The organism is Halobellus salinus (genome assembly GCF_014646875.1).
Classification (GTDB): domain Archaea; phylum Halobacteriota; class Halobacteria; order Halobacteriales; family Haloferacaceae; genus Haloquadratum; species Haloquadratum salinum.
This window is the reverse complement of record NZ_BMOC01000001.1, coordinates 386,528-410,330: the sequence shown is the minus strand read 5'-3', so window position 1 is coordinate 410,330 and position 23,803 is coordinate 386,528. Positions and strand designations below refer to the sequence as shown.

The window sequence follows — 23,803 nt, the reverse complement described above, 5'->3', positions numbered from 1 at the left end:
CGCGTTTCAGATGGACCCTTGTGGGGTCGAAGCGAGCGCGGGGCGGCCGGCACGCTCGCCCGCGTCGAGTTTCAGATGGACCCTTGTGGGGTCGAAGCTCGCTCGATGATATGGGCGAGTACGCCGACGACGCCGTCGTCGATCTCGTTTCAGATGGACCCTTGTGGGGTCGAAGCGGGCTCGGCGCCAACCTCGCCGAGAAAAAGGCCCGGTTTCAGATGGACCCTTGTGGGGTCGAAGCCGAAGGTTTAGATATCGCTTACCCGCCGTCTCTGGTTTCAGATGGACCCTTGTGGGGTCGAAGCCAAATCAGCCCGCCCGACGAACCCGAACAACTCGTGTTTCAGATGGACCCTTGTGGGGTCGAAGCTGGGTTGACAGTGCTGTCAATAATAATCGACACTGTTTCAGATGGACCCTTGTGGGGTCGAAGCGGACGAACACGGGTGGCACGTCAAGCTCGAGCGCGGGTTTCAGATGGACCCTTGTGGGGTCGAAGCTGGAGCCGGAGGTCGTAGGTGCCGGGCTCAAGCGTGTTTCAGATGGACCCTTGTGGGGTCGAAGCGACCCCACGACAACCGACACACCGACGCGGGACCCGGTTTCAGATGGACCCTTGTGGGGTCGAAGCGACCGCGACGGCGAGAGCCTGGCCGACGAGGTCGGGTTTCAGATGGACCCTTGTGGGGTCGAAGCGTCCCAAAGACATACTCTAATCCGGTCGCTTCCCGTTTCAGATGGACCCTTGTGGGGTCGAAGCCGAATTGCGCGGCTGGGGCTGGGAAGACGGAACGGAGTTTCAGATGGACCCTTGTGGGGTCGAAGCAGGTGCTCCATGTAGCTTTCGTACGGCTCCCCACAGTGTTTCAGATGGACCCTTGTGGGGTCGAAGCGTCGAGTACGAACACGAGTACCGAAACGAGCCCAAGTTTCAGATGGACCCTTGTGGGGTCGAAGCCCCGCTGGCGAACCTCAGTACAGTATGCCGCGAGGGTTTCAGATGGACCCTTGTGGGGTCGAAGCGTGTTATTAGCGTCTCGGAGCCCCCACTCAAGTTCGTTTCAGATGGACCCTTGTGGGGTCGAAGCCGCTAGTTGTTCAGCCGCTTCGTTCACCCGGTCGTGGTTTCAGATGGACCCTTGTGGGGTCGAAGCCGGAGACGGAACCCCCACCCCTGAAGCCGGGAAGGTTTCAGATGGACCCTTGTGGGGTCGAAGCGGCTATGTGTTCGCGTTGGTCGTCGTTCATTGTGGTGTTTCAGATGGACCCTTGTGGGGTCGAAGCTGCTCGCGGTGTGGGTGTGGGTCATCGCCGGCGCCGTGTTTCAGATGGACCCTTGTGGGGTCGAAGCGGAGGCCGGTCGACTGGTCCAGGTCGATCCGGGTTTCAGATGGACCCTTGTGGGGTCGAAGCCAAACAGAATGTGGATCAGATCTATGAAGCGTTCGAGTTTCAGATGGACCCTTGTGGGGTCGAAGCCTGCGTGGTGAGTACATCATCCCCGTACTCTGCCGGTTTCAGATGGACCCTTGTGGGGTCGAAGCAAGTCTCGAATGTCAATCCCGTTCGTGTAAATGAGGTTTCAGATGGACCCTTGTGGGGTCGAAGCGAGCGGGACGTTGTCGACCTCGACCGGCAGCGGGTTTCAGATGGACCCTTGTGGGGTCGAAGCGATCCGCCGAAGCCGCGGGATCACGCCGTCGCCCTCGTTTCAGATGGACCCTTGTGGGGTCGAAGCGACCCGAGCCGGGAGTTTGGCGACGATGTCGGCGGGTTTCAGATGGACCCTTGTGGGGTCGAAGCTACCACGAACGTCTTAGACGTTCCCGGCCATTATCCGGTTTCAGATGGACCCTTGTGGGGTCGAAGCCGGGTACAACTCCGACGGCCTCGGCGGCTGGGAGGGGTTTCAGATGGACCCTTGTGGGGTCGAAGCTTCTGGACGATGCCCGAGAGGGCCTCCATACCGCCGGTTTCAGATGGACCCTTGTGGGGTCGAAGCGCGGGCGTCACTTGCACTTGTGGTAACACCGCACGCGTTTCAGATGGACCCTTGTGGGGTCGAAGCGATTGGTTTGCATAGTTGTGGTTTGGCTGGTATTGGTGTTTCAGATGGACCCTTGTGGGGTCGAAGCAGTCTATGAATCACGACACCGACGGTAAAATAACGGTTTCAGATGGACCCTTGTGGGGTCGAAGCAACCCCAGGGTTCGCGCCGTCGAAACCAGTCTCCAGGTTTCAGATGGACCCTTGTGGGGTCGAAGCTCCCGCCGCCATTGCTCCACCTCCTCTAAGAGGTCGGTTTCAGATGGACCCTTGTGGGGTCGAAGCGTAGAGGTTCAGCAGCGCGTCGAGCGCCGTCGCGGGTTTCAGATGGACCCTTGTGGGGTCGAAGCTCCCGCCGGCTGTCACCGACGACGACAGCGGCGAGGGTTTCAGATGGACCCTTGTGGGGTCGAAGCTGCTATCTGTAATTGGATCGGGTGTCCACGGCCGGTTTCAGATGGACCCTTGTGGGGTCGAAGCCAACTGCAGGACGAAACGGGCCGCTTCGGCGCCGAGTTTCAGATGGACCCTTGTGGGGTCGAAGCTGGGAGGGCCGCGCGACCCAGGCGTTCGTCGATGTGTTTCAGATGGACCCTTGTGGGGTCGAAGCAGCGTCCCGGTCGCGGCTCCCGCTACGATAGACAGTTGTTTCAGATGGACCCTTGTGGGGTCGAAGCTACTGGCTCCGACTTAGCGTGTGGCCCCTACTAAGGTTTCAGATGGACCCTTGTGGGGTCGAAGCAACCCATTCGTCACCTGGAACGGTCGTATTAGCCAGTTTCAGATGGACCCTTGTGGGGTCGAAGCTGATTTACTTCAACGCGGCGGCAGTCTTGCTCGAGTTTCAGATGGACCCTTGTGGGGTCGAAGCCGAGAGACTGCCCAGGAGGAGGTGATCGGGCCCGGTTTCAGATGGACCCTTGTGGGGTCGAAGCGGACCTGGACGCAACACGGCCGCCTCCACCGCGAGTTTCAGATGGACCCTTGTGGGGTCGAAGCACGCCGACGCAGTCCGAGCGAGTGACGCTGACGGGTTTCAGATGGACCCTTGTGGGGTCGAAGCGTACCCACCCGTGGTGAGTGGGTGCCACACAATGCGTTTCAGATGGACCCTTGTGGGGTCGAAGCCGGAGCGGCACATGAGGGCGCCAACTCCCACCCCTGTTTCAGATGGACCCTTGTGGGGTCGAAGTTGAAGTGCTACGTTCCGAGGAGGAAATCACACAGGTTTCAGATGGACCCTTGTGGGGTCGAAGTGAGCTGCCGCCGGGGACCCGCCAGATCCGGTTTGAGGTTTCAGATGGACCCTTGTGGGGTCGAAGTGGCCGTGCGTGGCAGTTGCTTCGGACGCGGCGTGGTTTCAGATGGACCCTTGTGGGGTCGAAGTACACAACCCGTCTATGGAACCCCGAGGACACCGTTTCAGATGGACCCTTGTGGGGTCGAAGTGGGATCATCGACGACGATCTTCGGCTGCCTGTCGTCGTTTCAGATGGACCCTTGTGGGGTCGAAGTTGATACGACTTGGACCACCGGCTTCGGGCCACGTTTCAGATGGGCCCTTGTGGGGTCGAAGCTCCACGCCTGGGTCTTTGCTGTTCTCCCAGCCGTGTTTCAGATGGACCCCGTCCTCCAAACAACGTCTGGTATTTCATCAGCGGACAAGGCGGATACCCCGAGGCTTGACCTCGGGGAGGAAGCCGACACTACCTTTCGCAGACCACGTTTGGTAGCAAGGCTGACTTCCCCGCTTTAATATGTAGTTTTAATTATCTCTACCTACTCGTATCTCGGCTTTGCACGTTGGGAATCTAACATTTAATCGGGCGAATATGACGGCTGAGGCCGTGCTCTGACGAATATACCGGGTCAAGCCGAGTACTGCGTACACTCCGTGAGTGGAGCTAGTAGCGTGAACGTCGCCTTCACTACTCCAGCAGACCGGAGTTACTGTGCGAGTGATTTCCAATATCGACCAGCAGACCGCTCCTATCAACCGTTCCCGTAGTATAAATGTCAATACGACAACGTGCAAAGCTGAGGTTCAAAGCCGAGTTACCAAATCTCCAGGGATTACCGTTGAGTGATATCAGTTCTCTGCCTCCTCGTCCCGGTTCAACCAGACCACCACAACGAGTAGCATAACGAGCACAAGGGCCAGTCCGACTCCGAGTATCGGCAGGCCGCCACCGTCACCATCGCTACTTGTGGTCGCGATACTCGTGTCCGTCTCGGTGGCCTCAGTGTCGTTGGGCTGGCTATCGAGCGAACTCTCGTTTCCAACCGCTGACGCATTCGGCACGGAGACGGCGAACTGCGAAAAGCCCGGTGTCTCCCCGCTGTACCAGTAGTGCGTGTTCGACTTGCCGACCAGTTCCACCGACATTTCGTTCCATTCGCCATCGGAATACCGCGTCAGCGTCACTGTCTCCGGTGGGGCGCCATCGGGGAGCGCGGACCGTTGCAGTCTGAAGGTCACGCCGGTGTCGTCGTAGGTCGTACTCGAGTTGACTGAGTGTTCCAGTTCGACGTACTGGGTGACCGTCCGGTTGGCTGGCTCGTAGGTCGCACTCTCGTTGCTAACCGGACTGTTCGAGTGGGTCACGTTGATGTCGAAGTTCGCTTCGTTGCGAACGGTCATATTGAGAACGGTGAACTCCGCACTCTGCGTGCGAGTCCCCGGTTGGGATATGTTCACAGACAACTCCTCACCGTTCTCAACGTTTCGACCCTGCACCGAGACTGTCGACATTGGCTCGTCGGCGGCGTTGTCAGTCGTGTTATCGGAGGTGTTGTCGTCGGCGTCAACACTGTCAATCTCTTGGACAATGATGTACGTGTCCGAACTCGACAGCCAGATGGTAATCTGTGGTTGGTTGCTCGCGTCGCTGAGAATCTGCAACTGCGCGTCGCTCTCGCCGGCATCAGTCGGCGAGTACGAGACGTTGACCGTCCGATTCTCGCCCGGTGCCATGTCGAACGGCGCAGTGCCATCGACGATATCGAACGGTTCGGGGTCCGCACCGGTCAAAAGCGTCGACTCGACGGACAGATTCGTCTGTGAACTGGCGAGGTTCGTCACGGAGAACTCCAGATAGCCAGTCTCACCGACCCCAATGCTCTCGAAGTTACCGGTCCGGGGAGTCACACTGACCGACGCACCGATTGCAGTCCCAGTGACGGATGTGTTGTCCGGCGGGGACGAGGCGTTCGAGTTGACCACGAGCGTGGTGTCGAACGCGCCATCGGCCGCCGGTTCGAAGGTCACGTTGACCTGTTCGCTGGCCCCTGGCGCGATACTGTCCGGGACGGTGCCGACCTCGAACGCGAGCGCATCTGTGCCCGACATACTGACATTGGCCACGTCGAGTGGCTCGTTGCCTGTGTTCTCGAGCGTTATCGTGCCGGTCGCACTCTCGCTCGTCCCGACACCTATAAAGTCGAGATTCCGCCCGGCAAACTGTACCGCTGGACCACGGCCCACACCCGAAATTGGAACCGCCCCGACCGTGGTTCCGGTCTCGGTTTGAAGTCGTAGCGTCGCGGTCTGTTCGCCGGGTTGGGTCGGGGTGAACTGCACCGTCACCGACGCAGATTCGCCCGGCTCTATCGTCGATGGTGCCGACGTGACGGTGAACGAATCGCTCGCACTGCCGACGATGCTGGCAGTTCCAACGCTGAGGGCAGTGTCGCCGGTGTTGGTAAACTCGACTGTTTCTGTCTGGGTCTCTCCAGTAGAGACGTTGCCAAGCGCGAGCGAGGACGCCACATCGAGCGAGCTACTCGTTCCGGTTCCCGAAAGCTCGACGTCGTGGTCGGTGTGGTTTGTCTCGGCCGTTAGCGTCGCGGTCTGGGTACCCGTCGCTGGTGGTGAGAACGACACTGCAAGGTCGATCGTCTGGCCGGACTGAACTCGGAGTACTCCGTCTGCGGTATTCTCACTGATAGTGAACGAGTCGGGGTTCTGACCGGCCACGCTGAGGTCAAACACAGTCAGTGGCGTGTTTCCGTCGTTGGCCAGTTCGACCGTCGTCGTGTTGGTGTTGTTCACCGGCGTGGTCCCGAAGGATATCGCGTCGGTGTCGAGCTGTGCCGTTGGGCCGTTCACACGAACTTCGGCCGTGGTCGTGCCGATATTGCCAGCCTTGTCGGTCACCTGCAGCGTTACTGTGTACGCACCCGGACTGGTGTAGGTGTGCGTTGCTGTCGTGCTCGCCGGGCCAGTGGCCGTCGTGCCGTCGCCGAAGTCCCACTCGTAGCTGGCGATACCGCCCGCATCAGAAGAGGCAGACGCGTCGACGGTGACGGCTGAGCCGTTGGTCACACTTGCTGGCGCGTCGATGACGGCGGACGGTGGGACGGTGTCTCCAACCTCGATAGTGAGGCTGTCTGTCCAGAGTTGCCCGTCGGCGTGGACAGCCAGCGAAATGTTGCGCTGTCCCGTCTGGGTGAACTGGTGGCCCACGGTCTGGCCGGTGTAGTCGACGGTGCTATCGTCGCCGATGTCCCACTCGTAGGTCGGGGAACCGTCCTCGGGGAGTGTCGACGCGCTCGCGTCGAGGCTCACACTCGACCCGACCTCGGTGACGTACCCCGATGCACCGGCGGTGGCGCTGTAGTCGCTGTCCGTGGTTTCGTTACCGCCAGTGTCGGTTTGGTTTTCAGAACTGGTCTGGGTAGCTGATTGGACGGTTACGGTCACTGAATCCGTTCCGTCGTTGCCTGCGTCGTCGGTCACGGTTAGCTCGACGGTATAGGTGCCGTTGTCCGTGTAGGTGTGCGTGGTCTGTGCCCCGGAGGATGTTGTGCCGTCGCCGAAGTCCCACTCGTAGCTGTCGATGCCCTCGTTGTCCGAGGATGCCGACCCGTCGAAGGAAATCTCCGCTCCTTCGGTGGTGAGTCGGTCGCTCCCGGCATCAGCCGTTGGGTCGGTGGTATCAGCAGTGGAACCGCCGCCACCACCGCCGCCACCACCGCCACCAGTAGATTCGACGGTGACCGAGACGGTGATGCTCTGAGTATTGGTGAGGCCGACATCGTCGCTCGCAGTGACGGTCAGTTCGTAGTCGTTGCTGGTGTCGCTATCGGTGGGGTTCTCGTAGTCCGGCTGGCTGTCGAAGGTTATGACCCCGGTACTGCTGTCGATACTGAACGCAGACTGGTCAGTCCCGCCGAGTGAGTAGTCGACGTTGGCGTCGTTGCTTCCCCCGTCACCGTCGGTCGCCTGCACGTCGATGACTGTCCCCGTGCTCTCCTCCACGAACGACGAGGTCGTCCCGGAGTTGAATACAGGCGGGTCAGCGCCACTGACTCCACTCTCGTAGGCATCGTAGACGCCACTGTTGTCGCTGTCAGTGGTTCCCTCTTGGGCGTCGGTGTAGGCGTCGTTGTCGCTGTTTTCGTCGAGGTAGTTGGGAACCGCGTCGCCGTCAGTGTCGGTCGTCGCTCCGTCCGTCGGGGTGTCGTCAGTGCCGTCGTTGTCGGCGTCTTCTTCCTCTCTATCAGGGATCCCGTCACCATCGCTATCGGTATCAATTTGATTCGGCTTCCCGTCTGCGTCGATGTCTTCGATTCCTTCAGTGCTATCGAGGATACCGTCGCCGTCGTCGTCGTCGTCGTTCAGGTTGTTCGTCCCGTCCCCGTCAGTGTCAACCGTTATAGTGTCATCGCTGTCGAGGTAGTTCGGGTCACCGTCACCGTCGTTGTCACCGGTCCCCTCCGAGAGGTCACTCGCGCCGTCGCCGTCGGCGTCGATGTCGAGATAGTTCGGCGTACCGTCCCCGTCGTTGTCGCTCGTCCCTTCCTGACTGTCTGGAATACCGTCGTTGTCCGAGTCGGTGTCGACGTAGTTCGGGATGCCGTCACCGTCGTCGTCGGCCTCGGTTTCCGTACTGTCCAAGATGCCGTCGCCGTCGCTGTCACTGTCCTGTGCGTCGATGGTACCGTCGTCGTCAGTGTCGACGACGGTTCCGCCGTTCGTTTCGGCCGCGTCGTCGATCCCGTCGCCGTCAGTGTCGGCGCTGTTCGGGTCAGTCCCGAGCGCGTTTTCGGTGTTGTCCGTCAGCGAATCGCCGTCCGAGTCGGTGCCGTCGGCCGCACACGACAGGATATTCGAGGTAAGGTCCTCGTCGAGTGAGCTATCCAGGGATCCAGAGTCGATCCAGCCCCCGTAATTGTTGAGGGTGACCGATCCCTCGTTGGGCGACGACACGCTGCCGCCCGTCGCCCAGGTCCGTGGCTGGTTATCACCGGTCGAACTGCTCGACACGGCGACGAAACAGCCCTGTTCCTGATTGAGGGTGCGGAGCGCTCTGACACGTGCGTCTTCGAGTGAGCCATCACCGTTGTCCGGTTCGTCCGTCGCGACGACGAGGACGGTTCGGGAGTTGTCTTGGTACGACGGCCGCTTGAACTCCGCGTCGGTGTACGACTCGTGGATTGCATTGGTGATGTTCTCGGTCCCGCCAGAGAACGTCAGGTCCTGCTCCAGTGACTGGTTGAGTGCGCCGACGTTCGACGTCATGTCCTGGTCCAGACTCGTGTCTTCGGAGTTGTCCGGGCCACCGAGGTAGCCGATCAGTCCGTACTGCGAGTCAAAGCCCCTCTGTTGCAGATTCTCCGCTGTCTGTCGGATGTTCTGCTTGAGAGTGTCCCTGATCCCGCCCATACTGCCAGAATCGTCGAACAGGAAAACCACGTCCAGCCGCGTCGTGTTGAGCCCGACATCGATAGTGACGACACTGCCCGAATCGCTCGGCGTCGGGTCAGTGTTCCCCGTGCCTGGGGCCGACGAAAGACTGTGGTCGAGGGTTCCCTCGGCGCCTGAGCCGACCGTGCCAGACACCGTGACGGTCGCCGTCTCGCCCGCGCTGAGATCTAGGTCGACAGACGTACTTGATCCGCTCGCGCTGTCGCCGCCGGTCGAACTGACGCTGTAAGAGTAGCCATCGATGCCGGACGCTCCGGTGGGAACCGTGCTCGTGACCGTGACATCGCTGCCCCGGACTGAGCCATCGTTCGCCACGGTGTAGGTATAGGAAACACTCTCGCCCGCTTGTAACGTCGACGACGGTGTGTCCGTCACCGTGAGATTGAGATCGACGTCGTCTGTGTCGTCGACGGTGACAGTTATCATCTGCGTGGTCGTCGCGGATCCGTCGTCGGCCTGCACGTCGACCACGTAATCGTTGTTAGTATCCGAGTCGCTCGGGTTCTCGTAGTCCGGCGCACTGTCGAAGGTCAGTTCGCCGTTCGTCGAGTTGATGCTGAACGCTGACTGGTCAGTTCCGCCAACGAGCGAATAGTCGACGTTGGTGTCGTTGCTCCCACCATACCCATCGTCGGCCTGCACGTCTAACACCGTGCCTGTTGTGCCCTCATCGACAGAGGCTGTCGCGACAGAGTTGAACACGGGCGCACCGTCAACCGAGACGCTAACTGTCGCCGTCGCGGTGTTCCCGTCGCCGTCTTCGACCGTGACATCGAAGGAGTCGCTGTCGGTGAATCCGGTATCGGGGTCGTACTGCGGCGAGGAACTCAGGGCGTGGACTGTCTCGCCAGAGACACTGATCGTTTCACCGTCGACCCCGGAGAGGGTGCCGTCCGTCGGCGTGCTGTCGACAGTAAAGGTCAACGTGTCGCTGCTGGACCTGTCTTCGACTTCCAGCGCGCTCGTCAGATCGAGCGTCTGGTCTTCACTCGTGGAGACGCTGATCGTGCCGGACGACTCCTGCGTGAACGTCGGCGACTTGCTGACGACATCGCTGGTCGCCTGGGTCGCTGCCCCACCGAAGAAATTGAACGACCCGGCCTGGTTTTCGGTGACATCGATCGTGACATCAGTCAATGTCTTCGTCGAATCCGCCGGGATCGCATAGCCGAAGATTCCCGGGTCGTTAGCGTCCTCGTATGCTCCATCAAACCATCGATCCATCCCGTCGCGGAGGGCGTACCCGGGGTCGCTCGGCGGCGTGCCGAACCAGTCAGGAACGGTGAACTCCTGTGATGTTTCGCTCGTCCCGTCTTGGTACTGGAAGGTAACCTCGAACCGTGCCGGACTCCCCACTCCGGCCCCGCCAGCCGAGGCGATAACGTGGACATTGCTGTATTCACCGTTATCGACGGAGGATGTGACACTTCCAGTTCCCGGTGCCTGCCACGCGTTGCTGTCGACAGTGTCGAAGTCGGCGAGATCAATGCGCGGGTGCGTGCTCGTCGCGGCAAAGACACCGTCGTCGGGAACACCGTCAGTCCCTGAGTTCCCGTTGTTTTGTGCTACCGACGAGGAGACGAGTATGCCGCCCCCGCCGTCGAAGTCGCCTGCCGAACTTCCCGTCCCGCGAACGACATCGGCGTTGTAGATGCCCGAGAAGTCAAACTGCGTCGTGTCGTCGACGCCGGTGACGGTGACCGTGATCGTCCCCGAGTCCGAGTCGCCGTCGCCGTCCTCTATCGTGTAGGTGAAGCTATCGGTCACACTCTGGCCGCTGGTAAGGTATTCGTACTGGCTATTGGGGTCATAAGTCCAGCTCCCGTCGCTGTTGACCGTGACGGTCGCACCGGAACTGAGCGTTACCGTACTTCCATCCGAGAAGGTCTGGCCGTCGATTGTGACGAACGAGAGTGTGTCGCCAGCGTCGGGGTCGGAAGCGAGTTCCTTCAGGTCATTGCTGTTGCCGTCGCTGATCGAGAGCGCGGTGTCCTCGTCGGTACTCTGTGAACTGTCGTCCGGAGCTGTCGGTGCCTCATCCACGTCGGTGACGGTGACAGTTATCGTCTGCGTGGTCGTCGCGGAGCCGTTGTCGGCCTGCACGTCGACCACGTAATCGTTGTTAGTATCCGAGTCGCTCGGGTTCTCGTAGTCCGGCGCACTGTCGAAGGTCAGTTCGCCGTTCGTCGAGTTGATACTGAACGCTGACTGGTCGGTTCCGCCAACCAGTGAGTAGGTGATACCGCTGTCGTTGCTGCCGCCGTCGCCGTCAGTCGCCTCAACGTCGATAACCGTTCCAGTACTCCCCTCCGCAAACGAGGGCGCGTTGCCGGAGTTGAACACTGGCGCACTGGTGTTGGCTGCTCCAACAGTTCCAGCGAGACTGACCGTTATGAACACTGAAGAACAGACTATCAGTACAGCCATAAATAGTGACTGTAGCTTCTTGTGCCGGTGATCACCTCCTGAGCCCGTCACCGAGACCCCCCCGTATGGATACCTATGCCCAAACCCGGACAGTTGTAGCCCGAAGCGGTCTCAAAACGCTGTCCACTCATCGAACCACCACCCGAGAGTCGTCTCCCGGGAACGGGCCGACGCCTCACAGTTGTACCGGACAGAGGTGTCCTGACTGAACACGCCCGCTTTTGCTGTGTCACTACCTCGGGTCGATGGGCAACGCCCGACAGCGTAACCCTCGATAGCAAACTATCATCCACAAGTTCAGTTCGGGGGTAGGCGCTCATATGTGGATAGATGCGAAAATCCCATTTAAAATCGATATCTACATGTGTAAATTTCGCCCGTGTTTCGGATTTATCATCAAATATAATTATAGTGTATGGGGCGATACCGGCTCATCGATAGGGGAACCAAGCTGCAGACGGGCACGATGGTGGCACTGTTGAACAAAAGCACCAATATTGATAGCAGTATTGACATACTCGCCCACCCGTAATCGCCGTTGCAGCCAGTCGGACTCCTGTCGGCTATCACTTCATGAGCGATTCCGCCAGTACGGTGCGGCGGAACTGCTCATGTGAGTATAGCCATCAACAGCGTGTCATAGAATCGTTCACGGGCGTTTGATCTCATCGACATTCGATTTGCAACAGTGGCTCGGTGATTGTGCGCAGTCGTCGTTAGATATAGCAATCATTTAACGAATTTATGACGAAGGGCCGCTAATGTCAGAGACTGACGTTCCGAACTCGTGGCTTGATCCGCAATACATCTCAACCGTTGTCGCAGTTATCGCCACAGGAGCGTTGTTTTTCTACAGTGGCTTCGTGGACTCCGCGCCATCTCCTGAGACGATCGGATTCGTTCTCCTCTGGATCTTCATTCCGACAACTGTCGCACACGAAGTCACACGTCGATGGATATAGCCTCTATATTGGCAGTTTATCGAAGACCAGAACACGGTGTGTGAACCCTTCTATGACACACTAGACAGTATCAGCTCCGTACTGACCGCGTCATAGTGATTATTATAGATTAGTGCCGCATAGCGCCGACCTCACTCGAACTGCGGCCGTAACTGTTTGCGCTGGGCCGCCCGAAGATGATGGAGGAAAGTGGGGTGAGAAACCCCGAGCAGGTCGGCGATCTCGGTCGCGGAACTCTCCCGCGGTTGCTCGAAGTAGCCGTTGTAGTGGGCTGTCTTGAGTGCCCGCAGTTGCTTGTCGGTGAGGGTGGCGTTCGTATCGGGACTGTCGCCATCGTTCGCCGACTCGGGAGTGCCGTCTGCGATAGTGCGAACCGAGATCGACCCGAACGCGTCCTCCAGGGAGTCGACAGTGGGACGCAGATCCGCCCTCGATTCGAGTTCGAACGAGAGCGTCGCGGTCTCGGCGGCGACGGTCGTCGATCCGACGACTATCCCCCGGGTGGCGAGATGAACTTCGGGGACGGGATCTGTCACGGTCACCCGCAACCGCGTCGGGTCGTCGTCGGTCACGACGGCAGTCTCCCGCACGGCTGGACAGTCATCGACAGCGTCGCGGATGGTTGTCGCCGACTCGCCGGGAACCTCGATGTACTGTAACGCCGTTTCGTCGTCGACCGGGACTGTACCAACGATATCGACGGTCTCAGAGTGCCCGAAGGCGCCCGTACGCGCAGGGTAGAGGAGGTAGTGGCCGTCGGACAGCTCGACGGTCACCTCGACTGACTGGTCGGCCACGAGCGCGTCACGGGTTTCCAGGCTGTGAATGCCAAACGCGACGGTATCTGCCAGTTCCCGCAGCAGTCGCTTCTCCGTCTCGTCGAAGCGGTCGGGCTGTTCTTGGTACACTGCCAGCACTCCGTAGGCGATGTCGTTGTGGACGAGCGGAACGGCGGCACAACTCCGGTAGTCGTGCTGGACAGCACGGGCGGCCCACGCCGCCGAGGACAGGTTCGCAACGTTCTCGCAGAACTGTGCCCCACCAGTCGCCGTTGCCAGAACACTCGGCTCCCCGTCCGAGTCCTCGGCATCGAGTGAGCGGTCGATGGTCTCGAGGTATCGGCTGTCTCCACCGACATGCCGCGGAACTACTCCACCCCCGGCTTGCTCGCCGATCCACGCCAGTGCGTACCCGTGATGCTGTAACTGGTCTGTCACTTTTTGTTCAAGACTGCCGCGACTGCGCGACTCGACCAGTGCTTCCTGAATTGTTCGGTTGAGATTGCGTTCCCACCGGAGTTCGCGCTCGCGTCGAATCCGTTCGGTGACGTCCCGAATCGAGACCATCACCGCTGGCTCGTCCCTGTAGTCGATCTGTCCGCCCGTGTACTCGCAGTGACGGATCGTCCCATCGGGCCGGACAATGCGTGCCTCGTGTAGCAGTGACTGTTCGTCACCCTCGAACCAGCTATCGATGACGGCTCTGACCCGGTCGCGGTCGTCCCGGTGGACGATATCCGCGACGATGTCACCGTCCTGTAAGCTCTCCCGTTCCCGACACGTCAGTTCTATCAGCCGCTCGTTGCAGAACCGAAGTTTGCCGGACTGCAAAATAACGATTCCGTCGTGGCTCTGCTCGGTCACTGTCCGGTAGCGCTCCTCGCTCTCCTCAATCGCACGCTGGAGTCGGTTGTGTTCGACCGACGTGTGGATCTTGTTGACGAAATCTCGGGTCTGGTCAGTTCCGTAGTCCTTGATGAGGTAGTCGGTAACCCCGGCGTCCAGCGCTCGCGAGGCGACTGTCTCGCTGCCCTGGCTGGTCACGAGCAGGTACGGGAGCCGCGGGTGCTCCTCGCGAACGCGTTCGAGCAACTCAATCCCGTTTTTCCCCGGCATCCGGTAGTCCGCCACAATACAATCGACCTCGGCCGAGAGCGCGTCGAGTGCCTCGTGGGCGCTCCCCACGACGGTAACATGGACGTCCGCCGCCTCGGATTCGATGTCCCCTGCAGTCAACGTGGCCCACTGCTCGTCGTCGTCGACGAACAGAACCTGAATGTCCGCCCCGGTCGACACTCGCGGTCGGTCTCCGGTCACGCCGAGTCACTCCTGACGCCGTCGTCGGATTGACCCGCCTCTCCTGACAGATGTTTCACCATCGGTGTCCCCCCGCCCGGCTCCCCGTGATCCATACGTGCATATACAGACAGATGCGATTAGACTGGCGGCCACTCGATTTTCGGGAGTTCGACGACGAACACCGACCCGTCGGGTTCTCCCTGCTCGGTCGCTGACGCCCCGGCTGCGAGGCAGAGTCTCCCATCATCGTCTATCCCACAGTTGTCTGTGGCATTATATAACACCCTGTCCCGAACGTGGACGGTTCCGCCGTACCGATTGAGCAGTTTGGTGACTAGATACAGGCCGATGCCAGTCCCCTTGCTCTGGAGGCCCCGCTCGCCTTTCCCGAAGATGTCGTCTTTGCTGTCGTCGGGGACGCCGGGACCGTTATCGGCGACTTCGACGATGACGACCTCCTTGTGGGCGTGGGCTGCGACGGTAACTTCTGGCACAGCCTTGTCGTTGTGCTGGATTGCGTTTCGCAGGAGATTCTGGAACACCGACGAGAGCATCCGGTCGGCCCGTACGCTCACCCGTGGTATGTCACCGTCGACGGTGACGCTGGCGTTCTCGTGGGAAGCAGACATGCTCTCGATTTCGGCTTCGAGAATCGTGTCGAGTCGCACTGGCTCGAGTTCACTCTGCTCGTCCAGCGTCGCCTGCATTAGATTCCGCAGATTGTTCGTCATCTCCCCAATATGCTCACCCCGATCCAGCAGGGCGTCGAGATGTTCCTGTCCGTCTTCATCGACGTGTTGTTCAAGTTTTTGCGCAAGTCGTCCGATGACGATGGCGTCGTTCCCGATGTCGTGGCGGAGGACTCGATTCAACGTCTCCAGTTCCTCGTTTGTCCGTTCGAGTCGCTCTTTCGTCGCTTCGAGTTCCTGTTCGTATTCTTTGAGGTCGGTCACGTCACGAGCGTAGCCAAGAACCGCGCTCTCGTCATCGCCAGCAGTCTCGAACGGGATTCTCGTTGTCTTGAAAATCTTTGTTTCACCGTCAGGCCCCATCAGTTCTTCTTCGGATGTCAACGGACCACCCGTATTTACGGCCGCGAGTTCGCGCTGTCGATACTTATCGAAGTCATCGATATTCCCGACCTCAGGTTCGATGTCCCGTTCCCGTTTCCCCTCGATTTCCGCCGGCTTCATGCCGTGTAGCGTGGCATTTGCCTCGTTCGAGAGCAGGACTTCGTCATCCAGATCTTTCGCAAAGATCGGATCCGGGATGAGATCGATGGCTTGCCGGAGTCTCCCGCGGGCTTGTTCGGCTTGTTGCTGGGACTCCGTTTCGGCGGTAACGTCTGTGAGGACAATAACACTCCCTCTGGATCCCTTGGAGCCAATCGGCAGCCGTCTGCGGCGATAAAAACGCCGTCGTGAATCGACTGTGAGTTCGACTGTGCTCGCGCCGCCTGTCTCCGACCCGGTTATTTTCTGCGGGAACACCTCGGTTACCGGCTCACCAATTGTGCCGTTGCTCTCCATCAGGGGTCTGGCAGCGTGGTTGACGTCCACGACGCGGTCGTCGTGGTCCAGGACGACGACGCCGTCCTCGATGGTGTCCAGAACCGCGTACCGGGCCGCGGGTGAAATGTCGACAAGGTCACTCGAGAAGACACCCAGCGCCAGTAGGACGTTCGATAGTGCGAGTCCGAAGGGTGTCGGATCGACGGCGACGTGGGGCCAGTTGAAAAAGACGTACGCGAAGTTTGCGACCCAGGCAGCGAGGACACCAAGCAGTACGAACACCAGTTGACTACGATAGAACCGCGATCGCCTGAATCCCGCATAGACGAGTAAGGCTGACGCGACGGCGAAGATTGTCCAGCTATAGACGACGAACAGCCAGTACAGTGGTCCCACCTCGACGATGGAGATGACGGACATCGACGCGAGCGAGCGAGTCTCATAGGCCGTATAGAACAGTTCATGAAGCTGTGTCGTGGCGACCACGGGTAAGGACGCCACTGGAATGACGAGTAGCGCCGCGAGTCTTCGTCGCGTCAGCAAGTAATCTCTCCCGTCGTACAGCAGTGCGAAGACGAGTAGGGACGGGGCAAGCATCGAGATACCCACGTATTTCACGACCGAGACCGCGAGGAAGGCGTCGAGACTCGTAGTGAACACGCGGGCAATCGATGCGACCATCCAAATCGTTGTCATCCCGACCATACCGACAAAAGCTCGCCCCAGTGACTGGTGCCAGTAGTTGCGGCCGACGTAGACACACAGGCCGAGACTCAGCACCGCAGCACCGACGTGACTCGTGACGAGTCCAGCTATGGCCATCGAGCCAAACTCCGCGAGTCCCATGTGCCGTGTTGGTTCGGTATGCTAGTACATAGTTTTAAACGGTGTCATAGAACGAGTAGCACACCAAAGAGCAGGGCGAAGGCTGAGGTGGTATGGACTCAGCGACCCTGCAAGATGACCCTTCGGTAGACTCGTTCTTCAATGTCGTAGAGACAGAGACGCTAGTGCTGTTTGAGCATCTCTCCTTCGAGTTTCTGAAGAGTTCGACGTGTTCGCCCCGGCGGAGACGGGGCGAACACGAGACCACGAGCCACCAGCGCTGATGCGTGGCTTTCTCCACTGCTACTACAAGGACATCTACGGGATTCGTCCCGTTGAACGGAAGCTTCGGAACACAGTTGTCTGGCTGAGTTGTGGGTTCGATCGACCGCCGTCGAGAGACGCGCTCGATCGCTTTCTCACTGATCTTGAACACGTTGTTGACGAAGTCCTCAACCGGCTCGTCGAGCGGGCCGGGCCGGGCGGCCTGCTCGACTCGACATACTGCATCGATTCAACAGATGTGAGGGCGATGCCTGCCGATCAAGACGCATTGAAGTGCTATGATCCAACCGACGACGAGTACTACCACGGCTACGGCTGTACAATCGTCTCGACCGGGCAAAAGATCCCGATTGCAGCTGAGTTCACCGAGAGCAAACAAGCGCCAGAGGAGACGGCGATGCGCGTCACGCGTGACGCGTTCGCTGTCGCCAAGCCGATCTGGATGGTCGGTGACAGCGCCTACGACACGCTTGACTGGCACGACCACCTGCTGGCCGCAGGGGTCGTGCCAGTCGCCCCGTACAACGCGCGAAACACCGACGACCCGAAAGACATCGAGTACAGGGTCGAAAACCGCACCGAACAACACAGCGAGGACGTACAGCTGAAGTAGTCCACGTTGGATGGGACGTACAACCGCCGTACTGGAGTCGAACGAACCAACGAATCAGTGAAGCACTGCGGCCTCGGGCGAACGCACGCCCGAGGCCGCGTCCACGCGCGAGCACAAGTGTCCCTCGCGCTGTGCCTTCGCCTCGTCGTCGCAATCACCAACTACGAATGCGGAGACAATCCGGGAAGCACGATCATCACGGTGTGAGAAGAGTTCTATTACACCCTCAGGCAATAGCAAGCGATTAGCTAACTGCACGGGATCCACACCTCGCTCTCAGCACACCTGCCGAAACCTCCCCCCAACGCTGGAACCTCAACAGAGGCTATAGTCCAAAGTGGGCGTGGAGGGGGAGGGGGGTGCGTCCGACAAGACGGATAGGATGTAAGTCACCCACGTAGTGAATTCGATGCGCCGATGTAATCGTTCAGCAGTCAGTTGGAGCCAAGCGCAGAAAGACGCGGCTCGAAGTCTTCCTGGAATTCATCCATAGCGTTCACTCCCCACTCGACTAGGTACTCTCGCTGGTCGGCTGTTAGTTCGGTGATTGTCCCGTTGATCTCTTCCGGCCGCTTGATTCGGCAGGCTTGTTTCTGAGGCAAACGCTCCCACTCCAACTCAACGCCTAAATTCTCCTCAATCCGCGTCTGTTCTCGTTTTAATGCCTCAAATACCTCCTCGTTACGTTCCTTATTCGACGTTGAAATATAGAGTTCGACAGAAAATTCCGGCCCCTGATGAAATACCCACCCGAATCTAACCCCTGAAATTCCAGCACTGAACGTCAGATAATTTCGAGGCCCTGGCTTGAGTTTGTACCAGTTAGGACGCCTCTGTGAGTATGCGTCGACCATCTCGACAAAGAACTGCCGGTAGCTTTGCTCGGTGTCGGTAAAGGATCCGTCACTAACCCCTCGTTCCCATTCGTTGGGCTCAACGACGACTTCGAACTCGAAACCACGCTCTTCGGATCCCTCGATGCTCACGACGCGAGGTTTGATCGCGAAGAACTTCACTCCTTTTGGCCCAGTTTCGTTCAGCCATTCGAGCACGCTCCGATGCTCCGGTCGGAACTCCTCGGCAAGCCACATCGTGAATCCGGCATTCTTTCCGGACGAGTACGTCAGGAGTTTTCCCAGGTGATCGTGGTCAGTCTTGCCGTATTGATTCTCGATAACGACGGTCTCACCCGTGTTCATTTCCCGTGCAACGATATCAGCCGAGAAGTCGCCAACGGCTTCCTCTGCCCGTGTATCCTCAATCTCTATTCCCAACTCCGACGCTAACAGGCCGATGTTCTCTGTCAACCACCTCGTGAAGTCCCGCTCCTCGTTTTCCCACACCGAACGGAGGTTATGCTCCCGGATTCGCGAAACGTTCCAGTCCATAGACACGCTTTCGAGGGAGTCTGGATAAAACGTCGTGGACTGTGGGTTCCCTGAGTATGATCGTTGAGGGCCGTTGCCGGACGTACCCCCCTCCCCAGGAGGATTGACCTACAGACAACGAATACGATCGTTGTTCCATCGGTCGCGACGATCCGACCTCGTGCCCTCTGTACCTCGTTGTTACGTACTTCAGTTTACGTCTGGTTCCCCAGTGAGTTGCTGGACGCACCCCCCTCCGTCCCTGTCCTACAGCTAATGTATGGTATTGGCTCAAAATTGCTAACGACGAAATTCTGGACGCTATCCCGCCTGTCAGACAAGAAGATATGTAGGACACGGGGGTTTTATACACAAACATGTAAAACCGAGAGCGTATGAAGGCGTTCGGCGACGAAGACACGATCTTTGAGGATATGGACATCCTCAATCCTAACGAGCAAACGTACCAGCCCGAGTCGCTGCCGGAACGCGAGGTCGAACTTGACCAGATCCACTCTGCTCTCCGTCCGGCGACGATGGGATCGACACCACTCAACCTAATCGTGTATGGCCAATCCGGTCAGGGGAAGACCGTCGGGATTCGTCTCAAGACAAACCAACTGCAGGAGTACGCCGACGACTCCGATATGGACCTCACAGTCGTTCACATCCGCTGTAAGGGTATGGATGGCTCCTATCACGTCCTGACGCATCTCGTCAAGCGACTCCGTGAGACGCGGCTTGGCCCCGGTGAGGAACTCCCGAGCGGTCACCAACGGAAGACTCTGCTCAATATGGTGATCGAAAACTTAGAGAAGGTCGGTGGGACGGTTATTGTCGTCCTTGACGAGATTGATGCTATCGGCAACGACGACTATATCCTCTATGAACTCCCGCGGTCGAATCCGGACGGTGTCCGTCTCTCGTTGATCGGGATCACGAACGACCTCCAATTCCGGGAGAATCTTGATGCCGATGTCCGGTCAAGTCTCGGCGAGGATGAGGTCCGCTTTGAGCCGTACGATGCCAATCAACTCCGCGACATCCTCGCACGGCGTGCCGTCGGTGCCCTCCGGGACACGTATTTTGAAGACGACGTCGAAGACTACCAGCATCTCCGAAGCGAGATCCTGAGTGACGACACGATCCCGCTTGCCGCTGCGTTGGGCGCACAGGACACAGGGGATGCCCGCGAAGCCATCCGGCTGCTGTTCCGTGCGACCCGGTTCGCCGACGATCGGGGAGAAACAACGGTCGCTGAAGCGCACGTACGCGAAGCCCGGGACTTCCTCGAAACGAAGGCTATCGAATCGGGGATTCAAACCCTCCCAAACCAGCGGATGCTCGCGCTGATGGCGGTCACGTATCACCAGGTACACGACGATACCCCAGCTACGACGACACCGATCTACACTCAGTACAAGACTTTCTGTGAGTATGTGGATGTAAACGTCCTCTCGAATCGTCGGTTCCGTGACCGTCTCAACGACCTCGCTGATACGAACGTGCTCAACAAGCGGCAGGGTAGGGGTCGAGGCGACGAGAACCAGTACTCGCTCGCAGTCGAACTCGATACGGTACTCGAAAACCTCCCGAAGAAATCCGAGCGCCTTGGAGATGTAGCAACGGTTCTCCGAGAACGGGTATGATACACCCCCCTGAACAATCGAACGCTCGCAAAATGAATTCTCCGAAGGCGAGTACCTCAGATCCTGAGGTCGAAACATTGCCGGCACTTCCCAATCGTGCAATCACCAGATGGCGGCGACGTGCTGCACTCCCAACTCCGTCATGGAATGGACTCTGTGAGGCTCCAGAAGCACTGTTTAACAGGAATCCTACGCTGTACCGCGACTGCGGTTCAGGGCGTGAGAAGACGGACCCGACGGGAGTCACGCGAGTCGGGCGGGACCGGAGGTCCTGCTGGAAGCCGGCGCGGAGCGCCGGCGATACACCGAGCACGACGCCGTGTCTGACATAGGGGGAGGAACTTGGAACGTGTGACAGTCTTCCAAGCTCCACGTAGCCATTCGCACTCCGTGCTTAAACCTCTCAGGGAAGCACGGTGAAAGTGATACTCGGGAATGAAACTACTGAGTCGGCGAAACCTCGATAGCGTATTCCTCAGCCAACTCAACGACATCGTAGACGTGAATCCCAGATTTGAACCATAGCACACGGTCGTCGATCCCGCTGAAGTCTTCTGACGAGCAGTCCAGTCGTTCGGAGACGGCAACGATGAGGTTGTCACGATTCGCCTCTCGTATCTTGGTCAGCTTCTCATCAAGATACTCAGGCGTCCAGAAGCCGACAATCTCGAATAGTACCCGTTGCCCCTCTGGGTGTTCGATAGCGAAATCGGGGAGCATTACCTCTGCACCCAAGTCCAGCACGTCGTCCTCTCGGAGGAGTTGCCAATCGGTATTCGCTCGTTCCCACTTCTGGGCAAGCGTCTGTTCCACGTCCGAGTCAAACTCACCCTGTGCTGAGTAGTGCGAGGACAATCCCTCCGTGTAGTCAAGCTCAAACGAGAGCGTCCGATTGGGTGAACCACCTTCATCATCAAGAATATCTGCTTCCATCTCCCAGCGGTCGCACAACGGGAGGGCTGGCAGAAAGTTCGCCATTCGGATCCCATACTTCCGTGATTTCGAGAAGAGAGATGCTGCTCCGTCCAGAATCGCCTCATATCCGTCAGCAACGTCCGTACTGGAGACACGATTGCCGTCGTTGTCAATCGGATAGATGCGGTGCATCAAGCCGAATAGCTTGACATAACTGAAGACGGTCGCAAATGAGTCCCAGACCCGTATTCGCATCTCAGTTGCATTATAGAGTACCGCCTGTGCCAGAGCCAGATTGTATCGAGTGAGAAGCCAATCGACTGTGATGGCATCCTCGGCATAGGACTCCTCACTATCCCCGGTTAACCGTGTCGTAGTGGATGACTCATCTACCTTCTCATATCCATCGGAAACACGGTGTCCGAAGCGGACGAGTTGCTTGTTTTCCTCTAAGTCCGCATACATTCCCCGATAGCACTCTCCGAGCGAGATCCCCAGTCGGTCAGCAACGGTACTGTATACCCACACGGACTGAGTATCCTCACCGAGCGTCGGTTGGCGGACAATCGGGTGATTCCTGTTTGCAACCTCGAAAAGCTCCTGTCGAATCTCCCGTGGGTCAACTGGAGCAACCGTCTCGAACTCACACTCGTCTTTCAGTAGTTTCGCCAGCCCTTGGACGATTTTGTAGTCGGTATCCGCAACAGTAAGCTGATCAATCGTATCTTCCAATTCTCCTTTCGGTTCGCCAAGATGCTCCTCGAAAATCTGGATGAGTTCCGCAGCCGTCTCTCGATACTGTTGCTCGTCAGTTTCAATGAGCAACGGGGTAATGCTGTCTTCGTGCGTGCGTGAGCGTGCGAGGTCAGCTGTTAGCATCTGAAGTCACTCCCTGCCGACGCTGTTCGGAAACGTAGGTCTCCATCGTGTCCTCGGCGATAATCTCGTACAGTCGGGCTGGCTGTTTGTCATCTGTCGGACGGAGAATCCGCCCCAACCGTTGTGCGTACTGCCGTTTCGACGCACTCCCTGAGAGGATAATCCCGACATTCGCCGCAGGCACGTCAATTCCCTCATCAAGCACCTGTGAGGTGGCGAGCATCGAGTACTCTCCCGTCCGAAACCGCTCCAGAATTTCCGTTCGTTCGTCAGTCTCGGTCTGGTGTGTGATACACGGGACGATGAATTCCTGAGGGCTCTTGCCTAATCTGGTGAAACAACAGACAGGCTGCTGATATTGCTACTAGCTGGCATGCAAGATATAGAAGTGTACACCAGTATGACTTATCATTAATTCTTTTGCTCTTTAGATGAATTTCCCATTATGCCAGATAGGCGTCAGTTCATTACAGGAATCGCTGCGTTAAGCGCAGTTGGAACTGCCGGGTGCGGTGCATCTGAAGAGACGGATACTGCTGAAGAGACGGATACTGCTGAAGAGACGGATACTGCTGAAGAGACGGATACTGCTGAAGGAACAGAGACTGCTGAAGAGGAAGTGAGTGTGGTGCTTCCCCCGGATAGCAGCGAGTTATTCGGGGATGGCGAACTTTCAGAACATAATTTTGGCGAGAGTTCATTCACCGAGGACCAAGTTGGGACAGCCGTGAGCGAATTTGACCTAACAAATGCGGACACCAGCAGCGTCACAGATATGTTGGGGATGTTCGCCGGGGCTGGGTCGTTTAATCAGGACATCGGCGGGTGGGACACCAGCAGCGTCACAACTATGCGGGGGATGTTCTTCCGTGCTGAGTCGTTTAATCAGGACATCGGCGGGTGGGACACCAGCAGCGTCACAACTATGCGGACGATGTTCAGGGATGCTGGATCGTTTAATCAGGATATCGGTGGGTGGGACACCAGCAGCGTCACAAGTATGTTGTATATGTTCGCCGGGGCTGAGTCGTTTAATCAGGATATCGGCGGGTGGGACACCAGCAGCGTCACAACTATGTTGGCGATGTTCAGGGATGCTGGGTCGTTTAATCAGGATATCGGCGGGTGGGACACCAGCAGCGTCACAAGTATGAATAAGATGTTCGCTGAGGCTGGGTTGTTTAATCAGGATATCGGCGGGTGGGACACCAGCAGCGTCACAAATATGAAGAGGATGTTCCTTATGGCTGAGTCGTTTAATCAGGATATCGGGGAGTGGGACACCAGCAGCGTCACAAACATGTTTGGGATGTTCGCTGAGGCTGGGTCGTTTAATCAGGATATCGGGGAGTGGGACACCAGCAGCGTCACAGATATGTTGATGATGTTCCTTATGGCTGGGTCGTTTAATCAGGATATCAGCGGGTGGTGTGTTGAGCAGATTAGTTCCATGCCGGGCGATTTCGATAAGTTGGCAGGATTCGAGGGCGAAGATGCGAAACAGCCAAACTGGGGCGAGCCGTGCTGAATAAGCGC

Annotated in this window: 8 protein-coding genes, 2 pseudogenes and 1 CRISPR repeat array (1 of these 11 only partly in view); of the genes and pseudogenes, 4 read left to right on the top strand and 6 right to left on the bottom strand. The window is 58.3% G+C overall.

Annotation, left to right across the window (positions count from 1 at the left end; genetic code table 11):
• Positions 1 to 3,624: direct repeats of the CRISPR family, unit length 30 nt; unit sequence GTTTCAGATGGACCCTTGTGGGGTCGAAGC; it reaches 257 nt to the left of the window's first position.
• Between the two features lie 512 nt (positions 3,625 to 4,136).
• Positions 4,137 to 11,099, bottom strand: a complete 6,963-nt coding sequence (locus IEX72_RS01960) for a PKD domain-containing protein (protein WP_188785690.1) — start codon at positions 11,097 to 11,099, stop codon at positions 4,137 to 4,139.
• Positions 11,100 to 11,944: 845 nt separating this feature from the next.
• Between IEX72_RS01960 and IEX72_RS01955 the strand changes: the two genes are divergently transcribed.
• Complete coding sequence (locus IEX72_RS01955) at positions 11,945 to 12,145, top strand: hypothetical protein (protein ID WP_188785689.1); 201 nt, start codon at positions 11,945 to 11,947, stop codon at positions 12,143 to 12,145.
• 131 nt (positions 12,146 to 12,276) lie between these two features.
• Here the strand turns inward: IEX72_RS01955 and IEX72_RS01950 are convergent, their stop codons facing one another.
• Together IEX72_RS01950 and IEX72_RS01945 are read right to left on the bottom strand one after the other, a co-directional pair.
• A complete protein-coding gene (locus IEX72_RS01950; protein ID WP_188785688.1) occupies positions 12,277 to 14,220 on the bottom strand; it encodes a bacterio-opsin activator domain-containing protein in 1,944 nt (647 codons plus the stop codon).
• Between the two features lie 140 nt (positions 14,221 to 14,360).
• Positions 14,361 to 16,580, bottom strand: a complete 2,220-nt coding sequence (locus IEX72_RS01945; protein WP_188785687.1) for a histidine kinase N-terminal 7TM domain-containing protein — start codon at positions 16,578 to 16,580, stop codon at positions 14,361 to 14,363.
• Between the two features lie 92 nt (positions 16,581 to 16,672).
• Here IEX72_RS01945 and IEX72_RS01940 point away from each other — a divergent pair.
• Positions 16,673 to 17,664 (top strand): annotated as a pseudogene (locus IEX72_RS01940) (transposase).
• Between the two features lie 227 nt (positions 17,665 to 17,891).
• Here IEX72_RS01940 and IEX72_RS01935 read toward each other — a convergent pair.
• Positions 17,892 to 18,845, bottom strand: a complete 954-nt coding sequence (locus tag IEX72_RS01935; protein WP_188785686.1) for a DUF4268 domain-containing protein — start codon at positions 18,843 to 18,845, stop codon at positions 17,892 to 17,894.
• 374 nt (positions 18,846 to 19,219) lie between these two features.
• Here IEX72_RS01935 and IEX72_RS01930 point away from each other — a divergent pair, with 374 nt between their 5' ends.
• Positions 19,220 to 20,473, top strand: coding sequence for a Cdc6/Cdc18 family protein (locus IEX72_RS01930; protein WP_188785685.1), 1,254 nt, complete (start codon positions 19,220 to 19,222; stop codon positions 20,471 to 20,473).
• A gap of 441 nt (positions 20,474 to 20,914) precedes the next feature.
• Here the strand turns inward: IEX72_RS01930 and IEX72_RS01925 are convergent, their stop codons facing one another.
• Positions 20,915 to 22,267: a DUF790 family protein gene (locus tag IEX72_RS01925; RefSeq protein WP_188785684.1), complete on the bottom strand. Its 1,353-nt coding sequence runs from the start codon at positions 22,265 to 22,267 to the stop codon at positions 20,915 to 20,917.
• A pseudogene (locus tag IEX72_RS01920) lies at positions 22,254 to 22,580 on the bottom strand (helicase-related protein); the annotation flags it as partial. The pseudogene IEX72_RS01920 and the gene IEX72_RS01925, both read right to left, overlap by 14 nt.
• 132 nt (positions 22,581 to 22,712) lie before the next feature.
• Here IEX72_RS01920 and IEX72_RS01915 point away from each other — a divergent pair.
• Positions 22,713 to 23,795, top strand: coding sequence for a BspA family leucine-rich repeat surface protein (locus tag IEX72_RS01915; RefSeq protein WP_188785683.1), 1,083 nt, complete (start codon positions 22,713 to 22,715; stop codon positions 23,793 to 23,795).
• Positions 23,796 to 23,803 lie beyond the last annotated feature (8 nt).

Coding starts and splice junctions, on each gene's coding strand:
- IEX72_RS01935 (WP_188785686.1), bottom strand. CDS start 18,845: ATGGACTGGAACGTTTCGCGAATCCGGGAGCATAACCTCCGTTCGGTG.
- IEX72_RS01945 (WP_188785687.1), bottom strand. CDS start 16,580: ATGGGACTCGCGGAGTTTGGCTCGATGGCCATAGCTGGACTCGTCACG.
- IEX72_RS01915 (WP_188785683.1), top strand. CDS start 22,713: ATGCCAGATAGGCGTCAGTTCATTACAGGAATCGCTGCGTTAAGCGCA.
- IEX72_RS01930 (WP_188785685.1), top strand. CDS start 19,220: ATGAAGGCGTTCGGCGACGAAGACACGATCTTTGAGGATATGGACATC.
- IEX72_RS01955 (WP_188785689.1), top strand. CDS start 11,945: ATGTCAGAGACTGACGTTCCGAACTCGTGGCTTGATCCGCAATACATC.
- IEX72_RS01925 (WP_188785684.1), bottom strand. CDS start 22,267: ATGCTAACAGCTGACCTCGCACGCTCACGCACGCACGAAGACAGCATT.